The organism is Nocardiopsis dassonvillei, assembly GCF_964273065.1.
Lineage (GTDB): Bacteria > Actinomycetota > Actinomycetes > Streptosporangiales > Streptosporangiaceae > Nocardiopsis > Nocardiopsis dassonvillei_B.
In genome coordinates this window covers 5,115,687-5,132,099 of the sequence record NZ_OZ186815.1, presented here as the reverse complement: position 1 = coordinate 5,132,099, position 16,413 = coordinate 5,115,687, and the positions used below count along the sequence as shown (strand labels likewise).

The window sequence follows — 16,413 nt, the reverse complement described above, 5'->3', positions numbered from 1 at the left end:
ATGCCATGAGCGGACGAGCCCCCCTGGGCACCCGCATCCTCGCCAGGAGCAGCACCGACTGGGAGGCGTTCACCGACGAGCAGGTGATCGCCGCGCGGCACCGGACCAACCGCCTGCGGGCCTCGCGCGCACTGCGCGTGGTCACCGGGTTCCCCGACCCCCGCGCCCGCGTCGGGGAGCGCACCCTCCACCTGCCGGGCCGCCGCCTGACCCTGCGCGTGCACCGGCCGAAGAACGCCGGGCCGCGGCTGCCGCTGATCCTGTCGTTCCACGGCGGGGGCTTCCTCGTCGGCACCGCCGCGCAGAACGACTGGATCAACAGCCGCCTGGCCGCCCGGTGCCCGGCGGTGGTCGTGGGGGTGGACTACCGCCTCGCCCCCGAACACCCTCTGCCCGCGCCGGTCGAGGACGGCTACGACGTCCTCGACCGGATCCTCGACGACCACGCCGCCTGGGGCGTCGACCCCGCGGCCGTCGCCGTCCTGGGCGAGAGCGCCGGGGGCACCATCGCCGCACTCCTGGCCCTGCGCTCACGCGCGGACGGCCCGTCGCTGCGCGCCCAGGTGCTGACCTACCCGGTCACCGACTGGACCGACACCAGGGAGTCCTACCCCTCCGTCGCCGCCAACACGGGACAGCCCGGGCTCTCCCTGTCCGAGTGGCGCACCGCGGCCCGGTTGAGCGTGCCGCCGGGCCTGGACCCGCGCAACGTGTCCCCGCTGCTGGCCGGAGACCTGTCGGACCTGCCGCCGGCCCTGGTCGTCACCGGGGCGCTGGACCCCCTCGGCGACCACGGCCGCCGCTACGCCGAACGGCTCCGCGCCGCAGGCACCGACGCCCGCCTGCTCAGCTGCCCGCGGGCCGTGCACGGCTTCGTCAGCATGCCCGGCCTGGTCCCGGCCGCCCGGCCCGCGGGCCGCGAGATCCTCGGCTTCCTGCGCGGCCTGCTGCACCCCGCAGCGCCACGGGCGGAGGTACGGGAGCGATGACCGCCACCGGCCTCAGCGGGGCGGGCGGGGGATCCGCTCCGCCGCCCGCCCCCTCCCCCGGTCCGGCCGCGGACGGCGGAGCGTCCACGGGTGGCGGACCGTCCGCGATCCGGGGCCCGGACGGGCTCCTGCGCCCCTACCTGGGCGGTTTCACCGCGGTGGTCGTCCTCCAGGTCGTCGGTGCACTCGCCGGACTGGCCCCCCTGCTGGCGGTGGTCGAGCTGGGCCGGGCCCTGCTGTCCCCGGGCCCGCCGGACCCCGAACACGTCCGGAACGCCGTGGTCTCGGGCGCGGCCGGGATGTTCGTCCGACTGCTGTGCACCGCCGCGTCGTCCGGGATCGGGCACCTGGTGGACGTCCGACTCCAGCTGGACCTGCGCCGGAGCCTGGCCGCCCGGCTGGGGCGGGCGCCGATCGGCTGGCTCTCCCGGCGCCGGACCGGCGAGCTGGCCAAGGTGGTCGGCGAGGACGTGGGCGCCGTGCACCCGTTCATCGCCCACACCCCCGGTGAGCTCGTCTCCGCGTTCGCGGTGCCGCTGGCGGCGCTGGCCTACCTGTTCACCGTCGACTGGCGGCTCACCCTGGTCACCCTGGTTCCGGTGGTGCTGGCGGTGGCGCTGGTACCGCTGATGATGACCCCCGCCCGGCTGCGCGAGCAGGAGGAGTTCGACGCCGCCCAGGGCAGGATCGCGAACTCCGCCGTGGAGTTCGTCCAGGGCATCGCGGTGGTCAAGGTGTTCGGCGGCGAGGAGCGCGCCCACCGCGGGTTCCTCCGCGCCGTGGACGACTTCACCGCCTCGTTCTTCCGCATGGTGCGCAACCTGTCCGTGGTCGCGGCGGGCATGCAGCTGGTGCTGTCACCGCCGTTCGTGCTGCTGGCCGTGCTCGCCGGCGGGACCGCGCTGATCACGGCGGGCGGCATGGCCCCCGCCGACCTGCCGCCCTTCCTGCTGCTCGGACCCGGCCTGGTCGCCCCCGTGGCGGCCCTGGGCCACGGCTTCGACGACGTGCAGACCGCCCGGCGCGCGCTCGGCCGGATCCGGGAGGTGCTGGCGGTGCCGCCGCTCCCCGAGCCCGCACGCCCGGTCGCGCCCCGGGGCCACCGGGTGGAGCTGCGAGGGGTCCGGTTCGACTACGGGGACGGCCGCGAGGTGCTGCGGGGCGTCGACCTGGTGCTCGAACCGGGGACGGTCACCGCGGTCGTCGGCCCCTCGGGCGGCGGCAAGTCCACGCTGGTCCGGCTGCTGCCCCGGTTCTTCGACCCGACCGGCGGATCTGTGTCCCTGGGCGGGGTCGACCTTCGGGAGATCGACGGCCGGGAGCTGTACCGCAAGGTCTCCTTCGTCTTCCAGGACACCCGCCTGCTGCGCGCCTCGGTCGCGGACAACATCGCCCTGGCGGTACCGCACGCCGACCGTGCGGCCGTGGTGCGCGCAGCCGAGGCGGCGGACGTGCACGAGCGCGTCCTCGCCCTGCCGCGCGGATACGACACGGTGCTGGGCGAGGAGGCCGAACCGTCGGGCGGAGAGGCCCAGCGGATCGCGGTCGCCCGCGCGCTGCTCGCCGACACCCCCGTCCTGGTGCTCGACGAGGCGACCTCGTTCGCCGACCCGCGGACCGAGCGGGCGGTGCGCCGGACCCTGATGGCGCCCGGGAGCGGGCGCACCGTCCTGGTCATCGCGCACCGCATGGAGACGGTCGCCGACGCCGACACCGTCGTGATGCTGGAGGGCGGGGAGGTCGTCGAGCGCGGCGCTCCCGCCGACCTCCTGCGGGCACCGGGCGGCAGGTTCGCCGAGTTCTGGAGATCCCACCGAACGACCGCCGGGGAGCCGGCCGCCCCGGGCGGGCGGGCACCGGGCGGCACCGGGGAAAGAGGCGAAGCGCGATGATCCGGATGCTGCTGCGCGTGCTGGGGCACGAGTACGCCCGACCGGTGCGGCGCACCGTCGTCCTGATGGCGGCCGCCGCCGTGGCCGAGGGCCTGTCCTGCGCCCTGCTGGTCCCGGTGCTGCGGGCGCTGTTCGGGGAGGATCCCGGCGGCGCCCTGCCCTGGCTGGCCGCGTTCGGCGCCGCGGTCGCCGGGTACGCGGTCCTGCGCTACCTGGCCGACCTGTCCGGGTTCCGGGCCGGGACCACACTGCTGCGCGGGGTGTACCGCCGGCTCGGCGACCACCTCGCCCGGTTGCCCGTCGGCTGGTACACACAGGACCGGGTCGGCGAGGTCTCCGGGCTGGCGGGGCGGGGCGTCCTGCAGGCGATGGGCGTGATCGCACACCTGCTGGCGCCGTTCGTCACCGCCTGCGCGACGCCGTTGGCGATCGTCGCCGTGATGCTCGCCTTCGACTGGCGGATGGGGCTCGCCGCGGCGGTCGCCGCCCCGGTCGTGGCGGCGGTCCAGGCCGGGACCGGGCGGGCGCTGGCCGCCGCCGACGCCGAACGCGCCGACCGGGACCGCGAGGCGACCGGGCGGGTCATCGAGTACCTCCGGGCCCAGCCGGTGCTGCGGGCCGGGGGCCGGGGCACCGAGCGGTTCCGGGCGCTGGACGAGGCACTGCGGGGGATCCGGCGCGCGTCCCACCGCTCACTGGTGTCGGCCCTGCCCGGTGTCGTGGGCCTGGCGCTCACCGTCCAGGCGGTGTTCACGGCGGTGCTGGCCCTGGGCGCCCACCTGGCGCTCGGCGGGGACCTCGGCGCGGCCGAGGTGCTGGCGCTCCTGGTACTGGCGGCCCGCTGCGCCGATCCGGTGCTGTCGCTGGCGGACATCGGCGGACGGATCCGGGCCGCGCGGGCCGAACTGGCCCGGCTCGACGCGGTGCTGCGCACCGGGCCGCTGCCCGAGCCCCGGGAGCCGGTCCGGCCCCGGGGGCACGGCCTGGAGTTCGACTCCGTGGTCTTCGGGCACGGCGGGCGGCCGGTGGTCGACGGCGTTTCACTGTCCGTGCCGGCGGGGCGGCGACTCGCCGTCGTCGGGCCGTCGGGAGCGGGCAAGAGCACGCTGCTGCACCTGGTGGCGCGGTTCCACGACGTGGACGGGGGTGCGGTGCGCCTGGGCGGTGCGGACGTGCGGTCCATCGCCACGGAGGTGCTGATGGAGCGGATCGCCGTCGTCTTCCAGGACGTCCACCTCTTCGCCGGGACGATCGAGGAGAACGTGCGGCTGGGCCGCCCCGACGCGGACACGGCACAGGTGCGGGCGGCCGCGGCGGCGGCCCGGCTGGACGAGGTGGTCGAGCGGCTGCCCGACGGCTGGGCGACCGAGGTCGGTGAGGGCGGCGCGCTGCTGTCGGGCGGTGAGCGCCAGCGGGTGTCGATCGCACGGGCGCTGCTCAAGGACGCGCCGGTCGTCCTGCTCGACGAGGTGACCTCCGCACTGGATCCGGTGAACGAGGCGGCGGTCCACGAGGGGATCGAGCGGCTGCTGGAGGGGCGGACGGTGGTGATGGTGGCGCACCGGCTGCGCACCGTCCGGAACGCGGACCGCATCGTCTTCCTGGACGGGGGGCGGATCGTGGAGGAGGGCGACCACGAGGAGCTGCTGCGGCGCGGCGGCCGCTACGCCGACTTCTGGCGGATCTCCGGAGCGGACGCGGTCGGCGGCGGGTGAACCGGAAGCGGGGCGGGGGCGGAGCGGGGGCGGGGCGCGCCGGGGTCCGGCCGTGTCCCGCCGCCCCGCGCCCTCCCCGGCGACCGGGGCCGGGGTACGACCGCCCCCGGCAGCCGTGACCGCCCGCCCCACCGCCGCACCGCTGAGCAGAGGGCCGGCGGCGGTCAGGCCGGAGCCGCGGTGCCCGTGAGGAGCACCAGCAGCGGCAGGGCGAGGTTGTTGACGGAGTGGACGGCCACCGCGGGCCAGATGGATCCGCTGCGACGCATCACCTCGGCGGCGATCAGGCCCACGACGAACGCCGCGGGCAGGATGATGTTGACACCGTGGAAGACCGCGAAGACCGCCGAACCGCCCAGTGCCCCGACGACGGGGCCGTAGCGCAGCAGGGCGGTGGTGACGACACCGCGGAAGAGGAACTCCTCGCCGATGGGCGTCAGCACCGCCAGGAACAGGACGGTCAGGAGGAACGCGGGCAGGCCGCCGCCCGCGGCGTCGTAGTACATGCCCTGCGGGTTCTCGTCGTAGCCGGTCAGTGCGGTGATGGCGAGGACCAGCACGCCCTTGAGGACCAGAGCGGCCAGGCCCCAGGCGGCGCCGAGGAGCATCCAGCGCCAGGTGGTGCGGCGGACGTTGAAGGCGGCGAGCGAGCGGACGCGCAGCGCCGCGGCCACGGCGAAGCCGAAGAGTCCGGCCAGGCCCGACCAGGCTGCGGCGACGAGGCCGTACACCACCGGGTCCAGGGGGTCGGCCGGGACGAACACGAACGCGACCACGGCGGCGGACAGGGCCGCCAGGCCTGCGATGACCTCGGGCCAGCCCGGGCGCGTCGGGGAGGCGGGGGCCGCCGGTGTCGGAGGCTGCGGGCGGTCGGAGCGGGCGGTCGACATGGCGTTGCTCTCCTCTGGTTCGGCGGTCCGGCGGGTGCGGTGCGCGGCCCGGGTCCGGCGGGCCGGGTGGCCGTGCGGTGCTCCATCCGCCCGCCCGGGGCGCCGCCGTACCGGACGCCCCGCCCGCGGGCCGCTGGACATGCCTCCATTCCAGCGGGAGCGGCGTCCGGGCGGCAGTGGCGCCGCGTCACCTCAGCGGGGTGACATTCCGGGGGGCGGAACCATGACGTGGTGTCATGGGCGGCCCCGTACGGCCGGTCTCCGCCGGGCCGTCGACGGCGGGCGGCGGGCGGCTGTGCCGGGGGGGCACGGACCGGCCCGCCCCGCCCGCGGTACGGGCGGGGCGTCGACGGGCATGCGGAGACCGGCACCCCGTTCCGCGACCTGCGGCGGTTCGAGGAGGGCGGCGCCGGGCGGGTGGCAGAGGAGGCCGCCGACGGGCCCCGCCCCTGGGCGGTGCCCCGGAAAAAGGGGGGAAGCCGGTCCGACCGTGGCGGTCGGACCGGCTCCGGGTCCGGTTCCGGGCAGGACCCGGATCGGGATCAGGCCAGGTCGAAGCGGTCCAGCTCCATGACCTTGGTCCACGCGGCGACGAAGTCCTCGACGAACTTGCCCTCGGCGTCGTCGGAGGCGTACACCTCGGCCAGGGCGCGCAGCTCCGAGTTGGAGCCGAACACCAGGTCGACGCGGCTGCCGGTCCACTTGACCGCGCCGGACTCGTCCTTGGCGACGAACGACTGCGAGGTCTCGGAGTTCTCACCGGTCGGGGACCAGACGGTCCCCAGGTCGAGCAGGTTGACGAAGAAGTCGTTCGTCAGGGTGCCCGGCCGGTCGGTGAGGACGCCCGTCTCGGAGTTGTCGTAGTTGGCGCCCAGCACGCGCAGGCCGCCGACCAGGACGGTGGTCTCCGGGGCGCTCAGGCCCAGCAGGTTCGCCTTGTCGAGCAGCAGGTACTCGGCGGGGAGGCGGTTGCCCTCGCCGTAGTAGTTGCGGAAGCCGTCCGCGACCGGCTGGAGGTAGGAGAAGGACTCGACGTCCGTGTGCTCCAGGGTCGCGTCCACACGGCCCGGGGTGAACGGGACGACGACCTCCCGGCCGGCGGCCCGCGCCGCCTGCTCCACGCCCACGCCGCCGGCGAGGACGATGAGGTCGGCCAGGGACACCTTCTTCGCGGAGGAGGCGTTGAACTTCTCGGCGATGTTCTCGAGGATGCCCAGGACCTCGCGCAGCTCGGCCGGGTTGTTGACCGCCCAGTCGATCTGCGGGGCCAGGCGGACGCGGGCGCCGTTGGCGCCGCCGCGCTTGTCGCTGTCCCGGTAGGTGGACGCCGAGGCCCAGGCGGTCTTCACCAGCTGGGAGACGGTCAGGCCGGACTCGGCGACGGCGGCCTTCAGGGAGGCGATCTCGGCCTCGCCGATGACCTCGCCCTCGCGGGCGGGCAGCGGGTCCTGCCAGAGCAGGGTCTCCTCCGGGACCTCCGGGCCGAGGTAGCGGGTCTTGGGGCCCATGTCGCGGTGGGTCAGCTTGTACCAGGCGCGGGCGAACGCGTCCGCGAACTCCTCGGGCTTCTCGTAGAAGCGGCGCGAGATCTGCTCGTAGACCGGGTCGAAGCGCAGCGACAGGTCGGTGGTGAGCATGGTCGGCTTGTGCTTCTTGTTCGGGTCGTGGGCGTCGGGGATGATCTCCTCGGCGTCCTTGGCGACCCACTGGTGCGCGCCGGCCGGGCTCTTGGTGAGCTCGTACTCGAACTCGAACAGGTTCTTGAAGAAGCCGTGGCTCCACTGCGCGGGAGTGGAGGTCCAGGTGACCTCCAGGCCCGACGTGATGGTGTCGGCGCCCTTGCCGGTGCCGTAATTGTTCTTCCAGCCCAGGCCCTGCAGCTCCAGCCCGGCGGCCTCGGGGTCGGCCTCGACGTTGTCGGCCGGGCCCGCGCCGTGGGTCTTGCCGAAGGTGTGGCCGCCGGCGATGAGGGCGACGGTCTCCTCGTCGTTCATGCCCATGCGCCCGAAGGTGTCGCGGATGTCGCGGGCCGCGGCGATCGGGTCGGGGTTGCCGTTGGGGCCCTCCGGGTTGACGTAGATGAGGCCCATCTGGACGGCGGCCAGCGGCTTCTCCAGCTCGCGGTCGCCGCTGTAGCGCTTGTCGTCGAGCCAGGTGGTCTCGGGGCCCCAGTAGACGTCCTCGTCGGCCTCCCACACGTCCTCGCGACCGCCGCCGAAACCGAAGGTCTTGAAGCCCATGGACTCCAGCGCGACGTTGCCCGCGAGGATGAGGAGGTCGGCCCAGGAGATGTTCTGGCCGTACTTCTTCTTGACCGGCCACAGCAGGCGGCGGGCCTTGTCCAGGTTGGCGTTGTCGGGCCAGCTGTTGAGCGGGGCGAACCGCTGCTGGCCGGCGCTGCCGCCGCCGCGGCCGTCGAACAGGCGGTAGGTGCCCGCGCTGTGCCAGGACATACGGATGATGAGCGGGCCGTAGTGGCCGAAGTCGGCGGGCCACCAGTCCTGGGAGGTCGTGAGGACCTCGGCGATGTCCGCCTTCACGGCGTCCAGGTCCAGGGCCTCGAACGCCGCGGCGTAGTCGAAGCCCTCACCGAGGGGGTTCGCCACGGCCGGGTTCTTGGCCAGGATCTTCAGGTTGAGCCGGTTGGGCCACCAGGTGCTGTTCGCGCCGCTCTGGGTGGGGTGGGGGGTGCGACCGTGCGCGACGGGGCAGCCGCCGGACGCCTCGGCCTCGGGGGTCGGGGTGACCACCTCGTTGTTTTCGGACATCGTCTTCCTTCCGGAACAGGGAAGAGGTGAACTCTTGGTTTCAGGACTCGCGTGTACGGGAGCAGTCGGGGCACAGGCCCCAGTAGACGACCTCGGCCTCGTCGATGCGGAAGCCGTGGTCGGAGGAGGCGGTCAGGCACGGTGCGTGCCCGACGGCGCAGTCGACGTCGGCTATGGCACCGCAGGACCGGCACACGACGTGGTGGTGGTTGTCCCCGACCCGTGTCTCATAGCGGGCCACGGAGCCCTGTGGCTGGATGCGCCGAACGAGGCCGGCGCCGGTCAACGCCTTGAGCACGTCGTAGACGGCCTGGCCGGACACCGTGCCGAGGTTCCCGCGCACGATGTCGATGACCGACTCCGTGTCGGCGTGCGGGTTGTCGTGCACGGCGGACAGCACTGCCATCCGAGGGCTCGTCACCCGCAGGCCGGACTCGCGCAGCATGCGCTCGAAATCCGAAGGGGTTGGCATGCCCCGAAGTCTGCCCAGTTTTCTGGAACTAGTCAAATCATGTGATGGATCAACCCTAATCGCGCGAACCGCCGGACCGGAACCTCCGGCACCCCCGGGAGCAGCGCCGCGGCGGACCCGGGCGGGAGGGGCCGCGGTAGGGCCGATGAGCCCGGGCGGCGGCGGTGGTCGGTACGGGTGACGGAACGCGGTGGGCGGCGCCCGCCGGGGGAAGGAAGCCGAGGAGAGGAAAGAGGGCGGACATGGAGACCACGGGATCAGGCAGGACCGAGGCGCTGGCGCGCCTGGACGTCTTCGTCGGCGAGTGGGAGCTGGAGGCCGGCTTCGCCGGCGGCGCCCCCGAGGGGGTCGCAGCGCACAGCCGGTTCACCTGGGATCTGGACGGGGCCTTCCTGGTGGAGCGCAGCGAGGTGTCGATCCCCGAGGCCCCCGACGGCCTGAAGGTCATCGCGCAGGGGTCCGGGGCCGGAACGTACACACTGCACCACTTCGACTCCCGGGGCGTCGTGCGCCTGTACGCGATGGGGTTCGCCGACGGGGTGTGGACCCTGCTGCGGGAGGAGGCGGACTTCTCACCGCTCGACTTCCGGCAGAGGTTCACCGGGACCTTCTCCGCGGACGGGAACACCGTCGAGGGCGTCTGGGAGATCGCGCACGGGGACGGCGGCTGGGAGAAGGACTTCGACCTGGTCTACCGCAGGATCCGCTGACCCGCCGGGAACGGGGCCGGGCTCCGCGCGGGTTCCGGGACGGGCGCCGCCGCTCCCACGGGGACGTCCTGCATCCCGGCCGTCACCGCCGCTCCGGCCGCACGGGGACGACCAGGGCGGTGGCGTCGTCGCGGCCCCCCGAGTCCAGGACGCGCCGGACCAGGGTGCGGGCGGCGTCCGCCGGGGCGGCCGTGCCCGCGACCGCGCGCAGGTCGTCGGGGCCGGGCAAGTGGCGCCACAGCCCGTCGGTGCACAGCAGCAGCCGCCCCGGGCCCGGGGGCCGGTGGCTGCGGATGCGCGGAACGGGATCGGCGGCGTCGGCGCCCAGCCAGGCGACGAGGGCGTCGTGCTCGCCGGTGTCGTCCTCGGTGAGGAGCATCCCGGTGCCGGAGTCGGGCAGCCGGTAGGCGCGGCTGTCGCCGACCCAGGACACCCACAGGCCGTGCTCCCCGCCGACGCAGGCGACCTGGGTGCAGGAGGGCGCGAGGGACCCGGGTCCGAGCGGGTCCGGGTGCGGGCCGCCGGGGGTGGCCAGGGCCGCGACGGCGCGACCGGCCCGGGCGGTGGCGTCGGTGAGTGCGTCCTCGGGGATGGCGCCCGCCGCCAGGGCGCGGGCCAAGGCCTGGACGGTGACCTCGGCGGCGATGCGGGCCGCCCGCTCCGCCCGGGGCGCCATGGAGACGCCGTCGCAGACTGCGCCCACGGTCCACGGGCCGGCCGCGCGCAGGGCCGGGGCGTCGGCGTTGAGCCGGCGGCCGGGTCCGCGTTCGCCGTATCCGGCCGCGCCGCCGGCGTCGGCCCGGGTGCGCCCGAGGAGGTCGGAGAGGTCGGCGCCGCACTCCCAGCAGCGCCCGTCGGGGGCGGGTGTGCCACCGCACCGGGGGCGGTCCGTGTGCTCGTTCATGTGCCCCGCAGTCTGGCAGAAGCGCCCCCGCCCCGACAGGGCGCGGAGATCAGGCCACGGCGGCCCGGAGGGGGTGGGAGCGCAGGGCGGACAGGGCGGGGACCACGCTTGCGAGCAGTCCCACGGCCGGGACCGCCAGGGCGACGACGGCGTAGCGGTCGAGCGGGACCGCCGGGGCGGCGAAACCGCCGGTGAGCGCGTGCGCGATGGCGGCCAGGCCGACCAGGGCGACCGCGGTCCCCGCCGCCAGGGCCAGCGCCGACACCGCCAGCGCCTCGCCCGCGACCACCGCCGCGACCCGGCCGCGGGTGGCACCGGCCAGGCGTAGCAGCGCGAACTCCCGGGTGCGGGCCGAGGCGGACACCGCCAGTGTGGCGATCGCACCCACTCCGGACAGGCCGGCCGCGACCGCGACCATCAGGTAGGTGATCCAGCCGTCCTCCTCGCCGAGCGCCGCCAGGGCGGCCAGGTGGTCGGCGCGGTCGGAGACCTCGGCCCCGGGCACGGCGGCCACGGCCTCGCGGAGCAGGCGGGCCGTCTCGGCCGGGTCTGCGCCGGGCTCCAGGCGCACGTGGACGGCGCTCTCCAGCGGGTCGACCATGCGCTCGGCCAGGGCGGCGCGGGGCAGCAGGACGTCCGGGAAGTCCAGGCCCGCCCGGTACACGACGGCGACCCGGGCGCGAATCGGTTCCCCGTCGGGGCCGTGGAGTTCGGCGGTGTCGCCGGCCTCCCACCCCTCGGCGGCGGCCAGGCCGGCGTTCAGGGCGATACCGCCGTCGTCGAAGCGGTCCCACGACCCCTGTTCGGTGTCGAGGCGGTAGAGGTCGCCGACGGTCTCCGGGGTGACGATGTGGGCGGGCGCCGACGTCCGGTCGCCGATCACGACCGTCTGGCGGAACCCGCCCGCCGCGGCGACCCCCGGGACGGCGGCGGCCGCCCCGACCGTGCCCGCGGGCAGGCCCACCCCGGTCGGCCCGGACACCACGAGGTCGGCGGCCAGGCGCTCCCCGTAGGAGTGGGTGCGGGCCTGGACCAGGGTGGGCGACTGGAGGAGGAGCAGCAGACCGACCAGGGTGGTCACCAGGAGGGGGGTCAGCACACCGGTGACCCGGTGCGGGGCCGCCGCGGCCTCGCGGACGACGAGGAAGGGCACCGCGGCGCGCGGCCGCAGGCGGCGCAGGAGCCGGGCCAGGCCGACGGGGACGAGGAGCGCGGCGGCCGGGACGAGGGCGATCGCGGCCGTGGACGCCGCCAGCACCGACCCCTGGGTTCCGGCGGTGGCGACGGTGAGTCCGAGCAGGGCGACGGCGGCCGTCAGGGACAGGCCGCCGCCGATGACGCGGCCGCGCACCCGGGCCGGGTCCTCCGCGGCGGCCGCCCGTACCGCCTCGACCGGGGCGGTGCACCCGGCGGCGCGGGCCGGGCGCACCGCCGCCGCCAGGGGTGCGGCCAGCGCGACCAGTGGTCCGGCCGCGACGGCCGCCGGGTCGACCACGGTTTCGAACCCGGCGGGCAGCGTTCCGGCGGCGGAGAACGCCCCGATCAGGGCCGCGGCGCCGAGCAGGCCCAGGGGCGGCGCGAGCACGGCAGCCACGGCGCCCAAGACCAGGGCCTCCCCCCACACGATGCGGCGGACCGCCCCCGGGGAGGCGCCCGCCAGGCGCAGCAGCGCGAACTCCCGGGTGCGGGCGCGCACCGCCGTGGTGAGCAGTCCGGTGGTGACGACCGCGGCGACGGCCAGGGTGAGCACGGCGGTGGTGCCGAAGAAACGGCCCATGCCGGTGGACAGCTCGCGGTCGACCCGGCCGACGGCGAACGCCGTGCTCCGCTCCGCCCCGGTGAGCACCCGCACCCCGGGCACCTGTTCGGTGACGGCGGCGGCGAGCGCGGCGGCGTCCACTCCGCCGTCCGGGTACAGGGCCACCGCGGTGGGGGCCCGGTGGCCGGCGGGGGCGCCGTCCGCGTCCGGGGCGAAGAACACGGCGCGGCCGCCGGGCGGACCCGCGACCACTCCGGTGACGGTGACCTCGAAGACCCCGTCGTCGGTGAGGACGCGCACGCGGTCGCCCGCGTCGAGTCCGGCGTCGGCGGCGGTCCGGGCGTCCACCGCGGCCTCCCCCGCGCGGGTGGGCCCGCGGCCCCTCTCGGGTTCCAGCCCCGGGTCCCAGGCGTACCCGTGGGAGCGGTCGGCCTGTCCGCCCAGGACGGGCCCGCCTGGGCCGTCCGGGCCGTCGGCGATGACGTAGGCGGCGAAGGGCGCCTGGACGACGGCCGTGCGCACCCCGGGCAGCCCGCCCAGGGCGGCCGCGGTGTCCTCGGGCAGGCGGGCGGGTTCGGCCGAGGGTGTGGCGGCCAGCCGGTCGTCCGCCGGGTCGGCGGCCACCACGACGGGGGCGGCGGTGGGCAGCCACACGCTACCCGCGGCGTGTTCGGCGGAGGTCTGTAGGACCAGGGCCGCGGTGGCGAGCGCGGCGCCCAGCGTCAGGGTGAGGACCGACAGGGCGAGGGTGCGCACCCGCTCCCGCAGTCCGCGCAGCACGAAGCGGATCACCGTGCCCCCATCCGGTCCAGCACCGCCGTCGGGGTGGGAGCGGTGAGGGAGTCGGCGATCCGGCCGTCGCGCAGGAAGAGCACCCGGTCGGCGCGGGCCGCCGCGGCCGGGTCGTGGGTGACCATGACGACGGTGCGCCCGTCCCGGTCGACCGCGTGCCGCAGGGCGTCCAGGACCCGGGCGCCGGAACGGGTGTCCAGGGCCCCGGTGGGCTCGTCGGCGAACAGCACGTCGGGCCGGTGCACCAGGGCGCGGAGCAGCGCGACCCGCTGGGACTGGCCGCCGGAGAGCTCCGCGGGCCGGTGGTCGAGGCGGTCGCGCACGTCCAGCAGGTCCGCGAGGGCGTCGCATCGGGAGGCGTCCGGAGGCCGCCCGGACAGGCGCGCGGTGAGCTCGACGTTCTCCCGGGCGGTGAGGGAGGGGAGCAGGTTGAAGTCCTGGAACACGAACCCGAACGCTCCCGCGCGCAGCCGGGTGAGCTCGCGTTCCGGCAGCCGGGCGAGGTCGCGGCCGCCGAACAGCACCTGTCCCCCGTCCGGGCGGTCCAGCCCGGCGGCGCAGTGCAGGAGCGTGCTCTTACCGGAGCCGGAGGGCCCCATGATCGCGGTGAACCCGCCGGGGTCGAAGTCCGCGTCGACCCCCCGCAGGGCGGGCACGGGGACGTTCCCGCGCCGGTGGGTCCTGGTCAGTCCGCGTACCCGCAACACGTCGTTCCGCCTCTCTCCGGCCGGATAGGTCCGTACGCCATGCAAGCGGATCCGGCGGGGGCGGTCACGGGGGCCGGGGCGAGGCCCCGGGGTGGGGCCCGCCCCACCCCGCGGCAGAGCGGAGGCGAAGAGGAGAAGAACGTACAAGACCGCCGCCCGGCAGGGGCGTGAGCATGGTGCCATGGAGAACAACGAACACCCCGGGGCGCCCGTGCGCTTCGACACCAGGATCGCCGTCCTGCTGCGCGACGACCTCGCCGTGTGGCAGCGGCTGAACGTGGCCTCGTTCCTGGTCAGCGGCCTGGGGACCCATGAACCCGACGTCGTCGGTGAGCCCTACGAGGACGGTGACGGCACCGTCTACCTGCCGATGTTCCGCCAGCCGGTGCTGGTGTTCGAGGGGGACAAGGAGGTCCTCACCCGGGCCCACGGGCGGGCGGTGTCGCGGGGTCTGGCCGTCGCCGTCTTCACCTCCGACCTGTTCGCCACCGGCAACGACCGGGACAACCGGGCGGCGGTGCGGGCGGTCGCCCGGGACTCGCTGGACCTGGTCGGGATCGCCGTGTACGGGCCGAAGAACGCTGTGGACAAGGTCGTCAAGGGCGCCCGGATGCACCGCTGACCGGGGCCGTGCGCAGGGCCCGCGCGAACCGGCCCGGGGACAGCCCCAGGATGCGTGTGAAGTGCCGGTGCAGGTGCGCCTGGTCGTGGAATCCGGCCGCCGCGGCCGCGGCGGCCGGGCTGCGCCCCTGGAGGATCAGGCGGCGGGCCAGGTCCACCCGGCGCCCCACCAGGTAGCGGTGCGGGGGCATGCCGAACCTGCGGCCGAAGGCCCGCACCAGGTGGGCGGGGTGGGCGTGCAGTCGGGCGGCGGCCTCGTCGAGCGAGACCCCCTCCACCACCCGGGCGTCCAGCAGGTCGCGCAGGCTCCCGGCCAGTACCGAGCGGTCGCCGGGCGGCGGGGGCTCGGGGTCGCCCAGCAGGTGGCCGCGCAGGCGTTCGGTGATGAGCGCCAGGCGGCTCTCGGCCTCCAGTTCCCCGCCGGGTTCGAGCAGGGCCCGGTGCAGCGCGTGGATGCGCCGCCGCAGCGCCGCGTCGTCCAGGGCGGGGCGGTCGACGGAGCGGCCCACCAGGTCGGCGCCGATCCGCGCGGGCTCCAGGTAGACGACGCGTTTGCGCAGGCCCTGCTCCGAGGTGGGGGTGCCGTTGTGCGGGACGTGCGGGGGCAGCAGGGTGACGGTGCGCTCCAGCGCGCCGTGCTCGTGCCGTCCCAGGTCGTAGCGGACCAGGCCGGAGTCGAGGACGAGCAGCGTCCAGGTGTCGTGGGTGTGCATCGGGTAGGCGTGCCCGAGCATGTGGGTGTGGAAGACCTCGACGACGCCCGGCACGTTCGGCCTGGCGACCAGGGTGTCGGCGTGCGCGTCCATGTCCGCAGGGTACGCCCGGCGCCGGAGGGAGGGAAATCCCTTGCGCCCAAGGGCTTCCCGAATAGAATGAACAACTGTTCATTGAAAAATCGGGGAAACGAGGGGCCGTTGCCGCGCAGTCCGGAGCAGAACGAGGCGATGCGGGCCGCCACCCGGGAACGGGTCCGGGCGGCGGCGATGCGACTTTTCGCCCACCAGGGGTACGCGGCGGTCAACATGCGGCGGATCGCGGCCGAGGCGGGCATGAGCACCGGGCTCGTCTACCGGCACTTCGCCACCAAGGAGGAGCTGTACGGCGACCTGGTCGGGGAGGCGGCGGCCGGACTGGCCCTCACCGTCGCGCGGTTCCGCGCCCCCGAGTCCTGCGACTCCCCCGCGGAGCTGCTGCGCGGCTTCTGTGAGGGGTTCCTGCGGGACGTGGTCGGCGATCAGGGGTTCGTGGACTTCTTCCTGCTCATGAACCAGGCGTTCGCCCACGGGGTCGCCGGAGGCGACGGGCCGGAGGAGGTGCTGCCCGCGGTCCGGGACCTGGTCGACGGGCACCGGGAGCTCATCCGCGCGGCGGTGGAGCTGATCGAGCGCGGCCAGGAGCTGGGCGGGTTCCGCCGCGGTCCGGCGGACGAGCTGGCGACCTGCCTCTTCGCCGCCCTCGGCGGGCTGGTGACGATGCGCTCCGTCCTGGGCGAGGGGTTCGCCGTGCCGAGCGCCACCGTGCTCCTGGCCCCGCTGATCGAGGAGGACACCGATGACAGGTGAGACGGGGAGGGCCGGGATGATCGAGGTCGTACGCGGCGACGTACTGGGCGAGGCGCGCCGGCGGGAGGTCGCGCGGGTGTTCGTGGATGGGTTCGGGCCGGACCTGGCCGCCTTCTCCAAGGACCCGGAGGTCCTGGCCGACGCCATCGCGCACATGCTGGTGCTGGAACGGTTCCACGTGGCACTGGTCGACGGCGAGCCGGCGGGGCTGGCCTCGCTCACCGTCGGCGACGAGGAGTGCATCCGGCCCGACGCGAAGACCCTGCGGCGGCACCTCGGCGCGGTCAGGGGGACCATCGCCGACCGGGTGTTCCGCAGCTGGTTCCAGGGGGCTGTGCGGGAACCGCGGGAGGGCAAGGCCGAGATCGGGTTCGTGGCCTCCTCCCTGAGGCACCGGGGCAGGGGGGCGGCCAAGGCGGTCCTGCTCCACCTGCTCGACCTGCCCGGGTACGACGAGTACGTGCTGGAGGACATCGCCACGAACAACGAGGCGGCGCTGGGGCTCTACCGGCGGCTCGGATTCCGGGAGCACCGGCGGCGCAGGGCCCCGTACTCCAGGTTCAGCGGGATCGACGAGTACGTGTCGATGCGGCTCGCCCAGGAGCGGCCCGCCCCCCGGGGCTGACCGATGT

14 protein-coding genes are annotated in these 16,413 nt (G+C 75.4%); 7 read left to right on the top strand and 7 right to left on the bottom strand.

Annotation, left to right across the window (positions count from 1 at the left end; genetic code table 11):
• Window positions 1–5 precede the first annotated feature (5 nt).
• Genes ACSUPR_RS22975 through ACSUPR_RS22965 form a run of 3 tightly spaced genes read left to right on the top strand, consistent with a single transcriptional unit; the run spans window position 6 to window position 4,596 of the window.
• Window positions 6–989, top strand: coding sequence for an alpha/beta hydrolase (locus ACSUPR_RS22975; protein WP_436886796.1), 984 nt, complete (start codon window positions 6–8; stop codon window positions 987–989).
• On the top strand, window positions 986–2,881 hold the full coding sequence (locus ACSUPR_RS22970; RefSeq protein WP_436886795.1) for an ABC transporter ATP-binding protein: 1,896 nt from the start codon (window positions 986–988) through the stop codon (window positions 2,879–2,881). Before ACSUPR_RS22975 ends, ACSUPR_RS22970 begins: the two co-directional genes overlap by 4 nt.
• Window positions 2,878–4,596 carry an ABC transporter ATP-binding protein gene (locus ACSUPR_RS22965; RefSeq protein WP_436886794.1) on the top strand — a complete coding sequence of 573 codons (1,719 nt, stop codon included), beginning with the start codon at window positions 2,878–2,880 and terminating at the stop codon, window positions 4,594–4,596. The genes ACSUPR_RS22970 and ACSUPR_RS22965 overlap by 4 nt, the downstream gene beginning before the upstream one ends.
• A gap of 164 nt (window positions 4,597–4,760) precedes the next feature.
• On the opposite strand, the gene ACSUPR_RS22960 is transcribed toward ACSUPR_RS22965, so the two are convergent.
• The 3 genes from ACSUPR_RS22960 to ACSUPR_RS22950 all read right to left on the bottom strand — a co-directional run bounded on the left by ACSUPR_RS22960 (window position 4,761) and on the right by ACSUPR_RS22950 (window position 8,726).
• A complete protein-coding gene (locus ACSUPR_RS22960) occupies window positions 4,761–5,486 on the bottom strand; it encodes a CPBP family intramembrane glutamic endopeptidase (RefSeq protein ID WP_436886793.1) in 726 nt (241 codons plus the stop codon).
• Between the two features lie 542 nt (window positions 5,487–6,028).
• Window positions 6,029–8,254 (bottom strand): catalase/peroxidase HPI, encoded by a 2,226-nt coding sequence (katG, locus tag ACSUPR_RS22955; RefSeq protein WP_436886792.1) that lies wholly within the window; start codon window positions 8,252–8,254, stop codon window positions 6,029–6,031.
• 40 nt (window positions 8,255–8,294) lie between these two features.
• Entirely contained in the window at window positions 8,295–8,726 is a 432-nt protein-coding gene (locus tag ACSUPR_RS22950) for a Fur family transcriptional regulator (RefSeq protein WP_436886791.1), read from the bottom strand.
• Between the two features lie 242 nt (window positions 8,727–8,968).
• Here ACSUPR_RS22950 and ACSUPR_RS22945 point away from each other — a divergent pair, with 242 nt between their 5' ends.
• Window positions 8,969–9,436, top strand: coding sequence for a hypothetical protein (locus ACSUPR_RS22945; RefSeq protein ID WP_436886790.1), 468 nt, complete (start codon window positions 8,969–8,971; stop codon window positions 9,434–9,436).
• Between the two features lie 82 nt (window positions 9,437–9,518).
• Here the strand turns inward: ACSUPR_RS22945 and ACSUPR_RS22940 are convergent, their stop codons facing one another.
• Genes ACSUPR_RS22940 through ACSUPR_RS22930 form a run of 3 tightly spaced genes read right to left on the bottom strand, consistent with a single transcriptional unit; the run spans window position 9,519 to window position 13,598 of the window.
• Complete coding sequence (locus tag ACSUPR_RS22940) at window positions 9,519–10,340, bottom strand: PP2C family protein-serine/threonine phosphatase (RefSeq protein ID WP_436886789.1); 822 nt, start codon at window positions 10,338–10,340, stop codon at window positions 9,519–9,521.
• Window positions 10,341–10,389: 49 nt separating this feature from the next.
• Window positions 10,390–12,891 (bottom strand): ABC transporter permease, encoded by a 2,502-nt coding sequence (locus ACSUPR_RS22935; RefSeq protein WP_436886788.1) that lies wholly within the window; start codon window positions 12,889–12,891, stop codon window positions 10,390–10,392.
• Complete coding sequence (locus ACSUPR_RS22930) at window positions 12,888–13,598, bottom strand: ABC transporter ATP-binding protein (protein ID WP_436886787.1); 711 nt, start codon at window positions 13,596–13,598, stop codon at window positions 12,888–12,890. The genes ACSUPR_RS22935 and ACSUPR_RS22930 overlap by 4 nt, the downstream gene beginning before the upstream one ends.
• A 181-nt stretch (window positions 13,599–13,779) precedes the next feature.
• On the opposite strand from ACSUPR_RS22930, the gene ACSUPR_RS22925 reads away from it, so the two are divergent.
• Window positions 13,780–14,220 carry a DUF2000 family protein gene (locus ACSUPR_RS22925; protein ID WP_436886785.1) on the top strand — a complete coding sequence of 147 codons (441 nt, stop codon included), beginning with the start codon at window positions 13,780–13,782 and terminating at the stop codon, window positions 14,218–14,220.
• On the opposite strand, the gene ACSUPR_RS22920 is transcribed toward ACSUPR_RS22925, so the two are convergent.
• Entirely contained in the window at window positions 14,195–15,025 is an 831-nt protein-coding gene (locus tag ACSUPR_RS22920; protein WP_436886784.1) for an AraC family transcriptional regulator, read from the bottom strand. The two genes, ACSUPR_RS22925 and ACSUPR_RS22920, sit on opposite strands and share 26 nt — an antisense overlap.
• Before the next feature lie 108 nt (window positions 15,026–15,133).
• Here ACSUPR_RS22920 and ACSUPR_RS22915 point away from each other — a divergent pair, with 108 nt between their 5' ends.
• Together ACSUPR_RS22915 and ACSUPR_RS22910 are read left to right on the top strand one after the other, a co-directional pair.
• Window positions 15,134–15,781 carry a TetR/AcrR family transcriptional regulator gene (locus ACSUPR_RS22915; protein WP_436886783.1) on the top strand — a complete coding sequence of 216 codons (648 nt, stop codon included), beginning with the start codon at window positions 15,134–15,136 and terminating at the stop codon, window positions 15,779–15,781.
• Entirely contained in the window at window positions 15,771–16,406 is a 636-nt protein-coding gene (locus ACSUPR_RS22910; protein WP_436886782.1) for a GNAT family N-acetyltransferase, read from the top strand. Before ACSUPR_RS22915 ends, ACSUPR_RS22910 begins: the two co-directional genes overlap by 11 nt.
• The last annotated feature ends 7 nt before the right edge of the window (window positions 16,407–16,413 follow it).

Coding starts and splice junctions, on each gene's coding strand:
- ACSUPR_RS22975 (WP_436886796.1), top strand. CDS start 6: ATGAGCGGACGAGCCCCCCTGGGCACCCGCATCCTCGCCAGGAGCAGC.
- ACSUPR_RS22970 (WP_436886795.1), top strand. CDS start 986: ATGACCGCCACCGGCCTCAGCGGGGCGGGCGGGGGATCCGCTCCGCCG.
- ACSUPR_RS22965 (WP_436886794.1), top strand. CDS start 2,878: ATGATCCGGATGCTGCTGCGCGTGCTGGGGCACGAGTACGCCCGACCG.
- ACSUPR_RS22960 (WP_436886793.1), bottom strand. CDS start 5,486: ATGTCGACCGCCCGCTCCGACCGCCCGCAGCCTCCGACACCGGCGGCC.
- katG (WP_436886792.1), bottom strand. CDS start 8,254: ATGTCCGAAAACAACGAGGTGGTCACCCCGACCCCCGAGGCCGAGGCG.
- ACSUPR_RS22950 (WP_436886791.1), bottom strand. CDS start 8,726: ATGCCAACCCCTTCGGATTTCGAGCGCATGCTGCGCGAGTCCGGCCTG.
- ACSUPR_RS22945 (WP_436886790.1), top strand. CDS start 8,969: ATGGAGACCACGGGATCAGGCAGGACCGAGGCGCTGGCGCGCCTGGAC.
- ACSUPR_RS22940 (WP_436886789.1), bottom strand. CDS start 10,340: ATGAACGAGCACACGGACCGCCCCCGGTGCGGTGGCACACCCGCCCCC.
- ACSUPR_RS22925 (WP_436886785.1), top strand. CDS start 13,780: ATGGAGAACAACGAACACCCCGGGGCGCCCGTGCGCTTCGACACCAGG.
- ACSUPR_RS22920 (WP_436886784.1), bottom strand. CDS start 15,025: ATGGACGCGCACGCCGACACCCTGGTCGCCAGGCCGAACGTGCCGGGC.
- ACSUPR_RS22910 (WP_436886782.1), top strand. CDS start 15,771: ATGACAGGTGAGACGGGGAGGGCCGGGATGATCGAGGTCGTACGCGGC.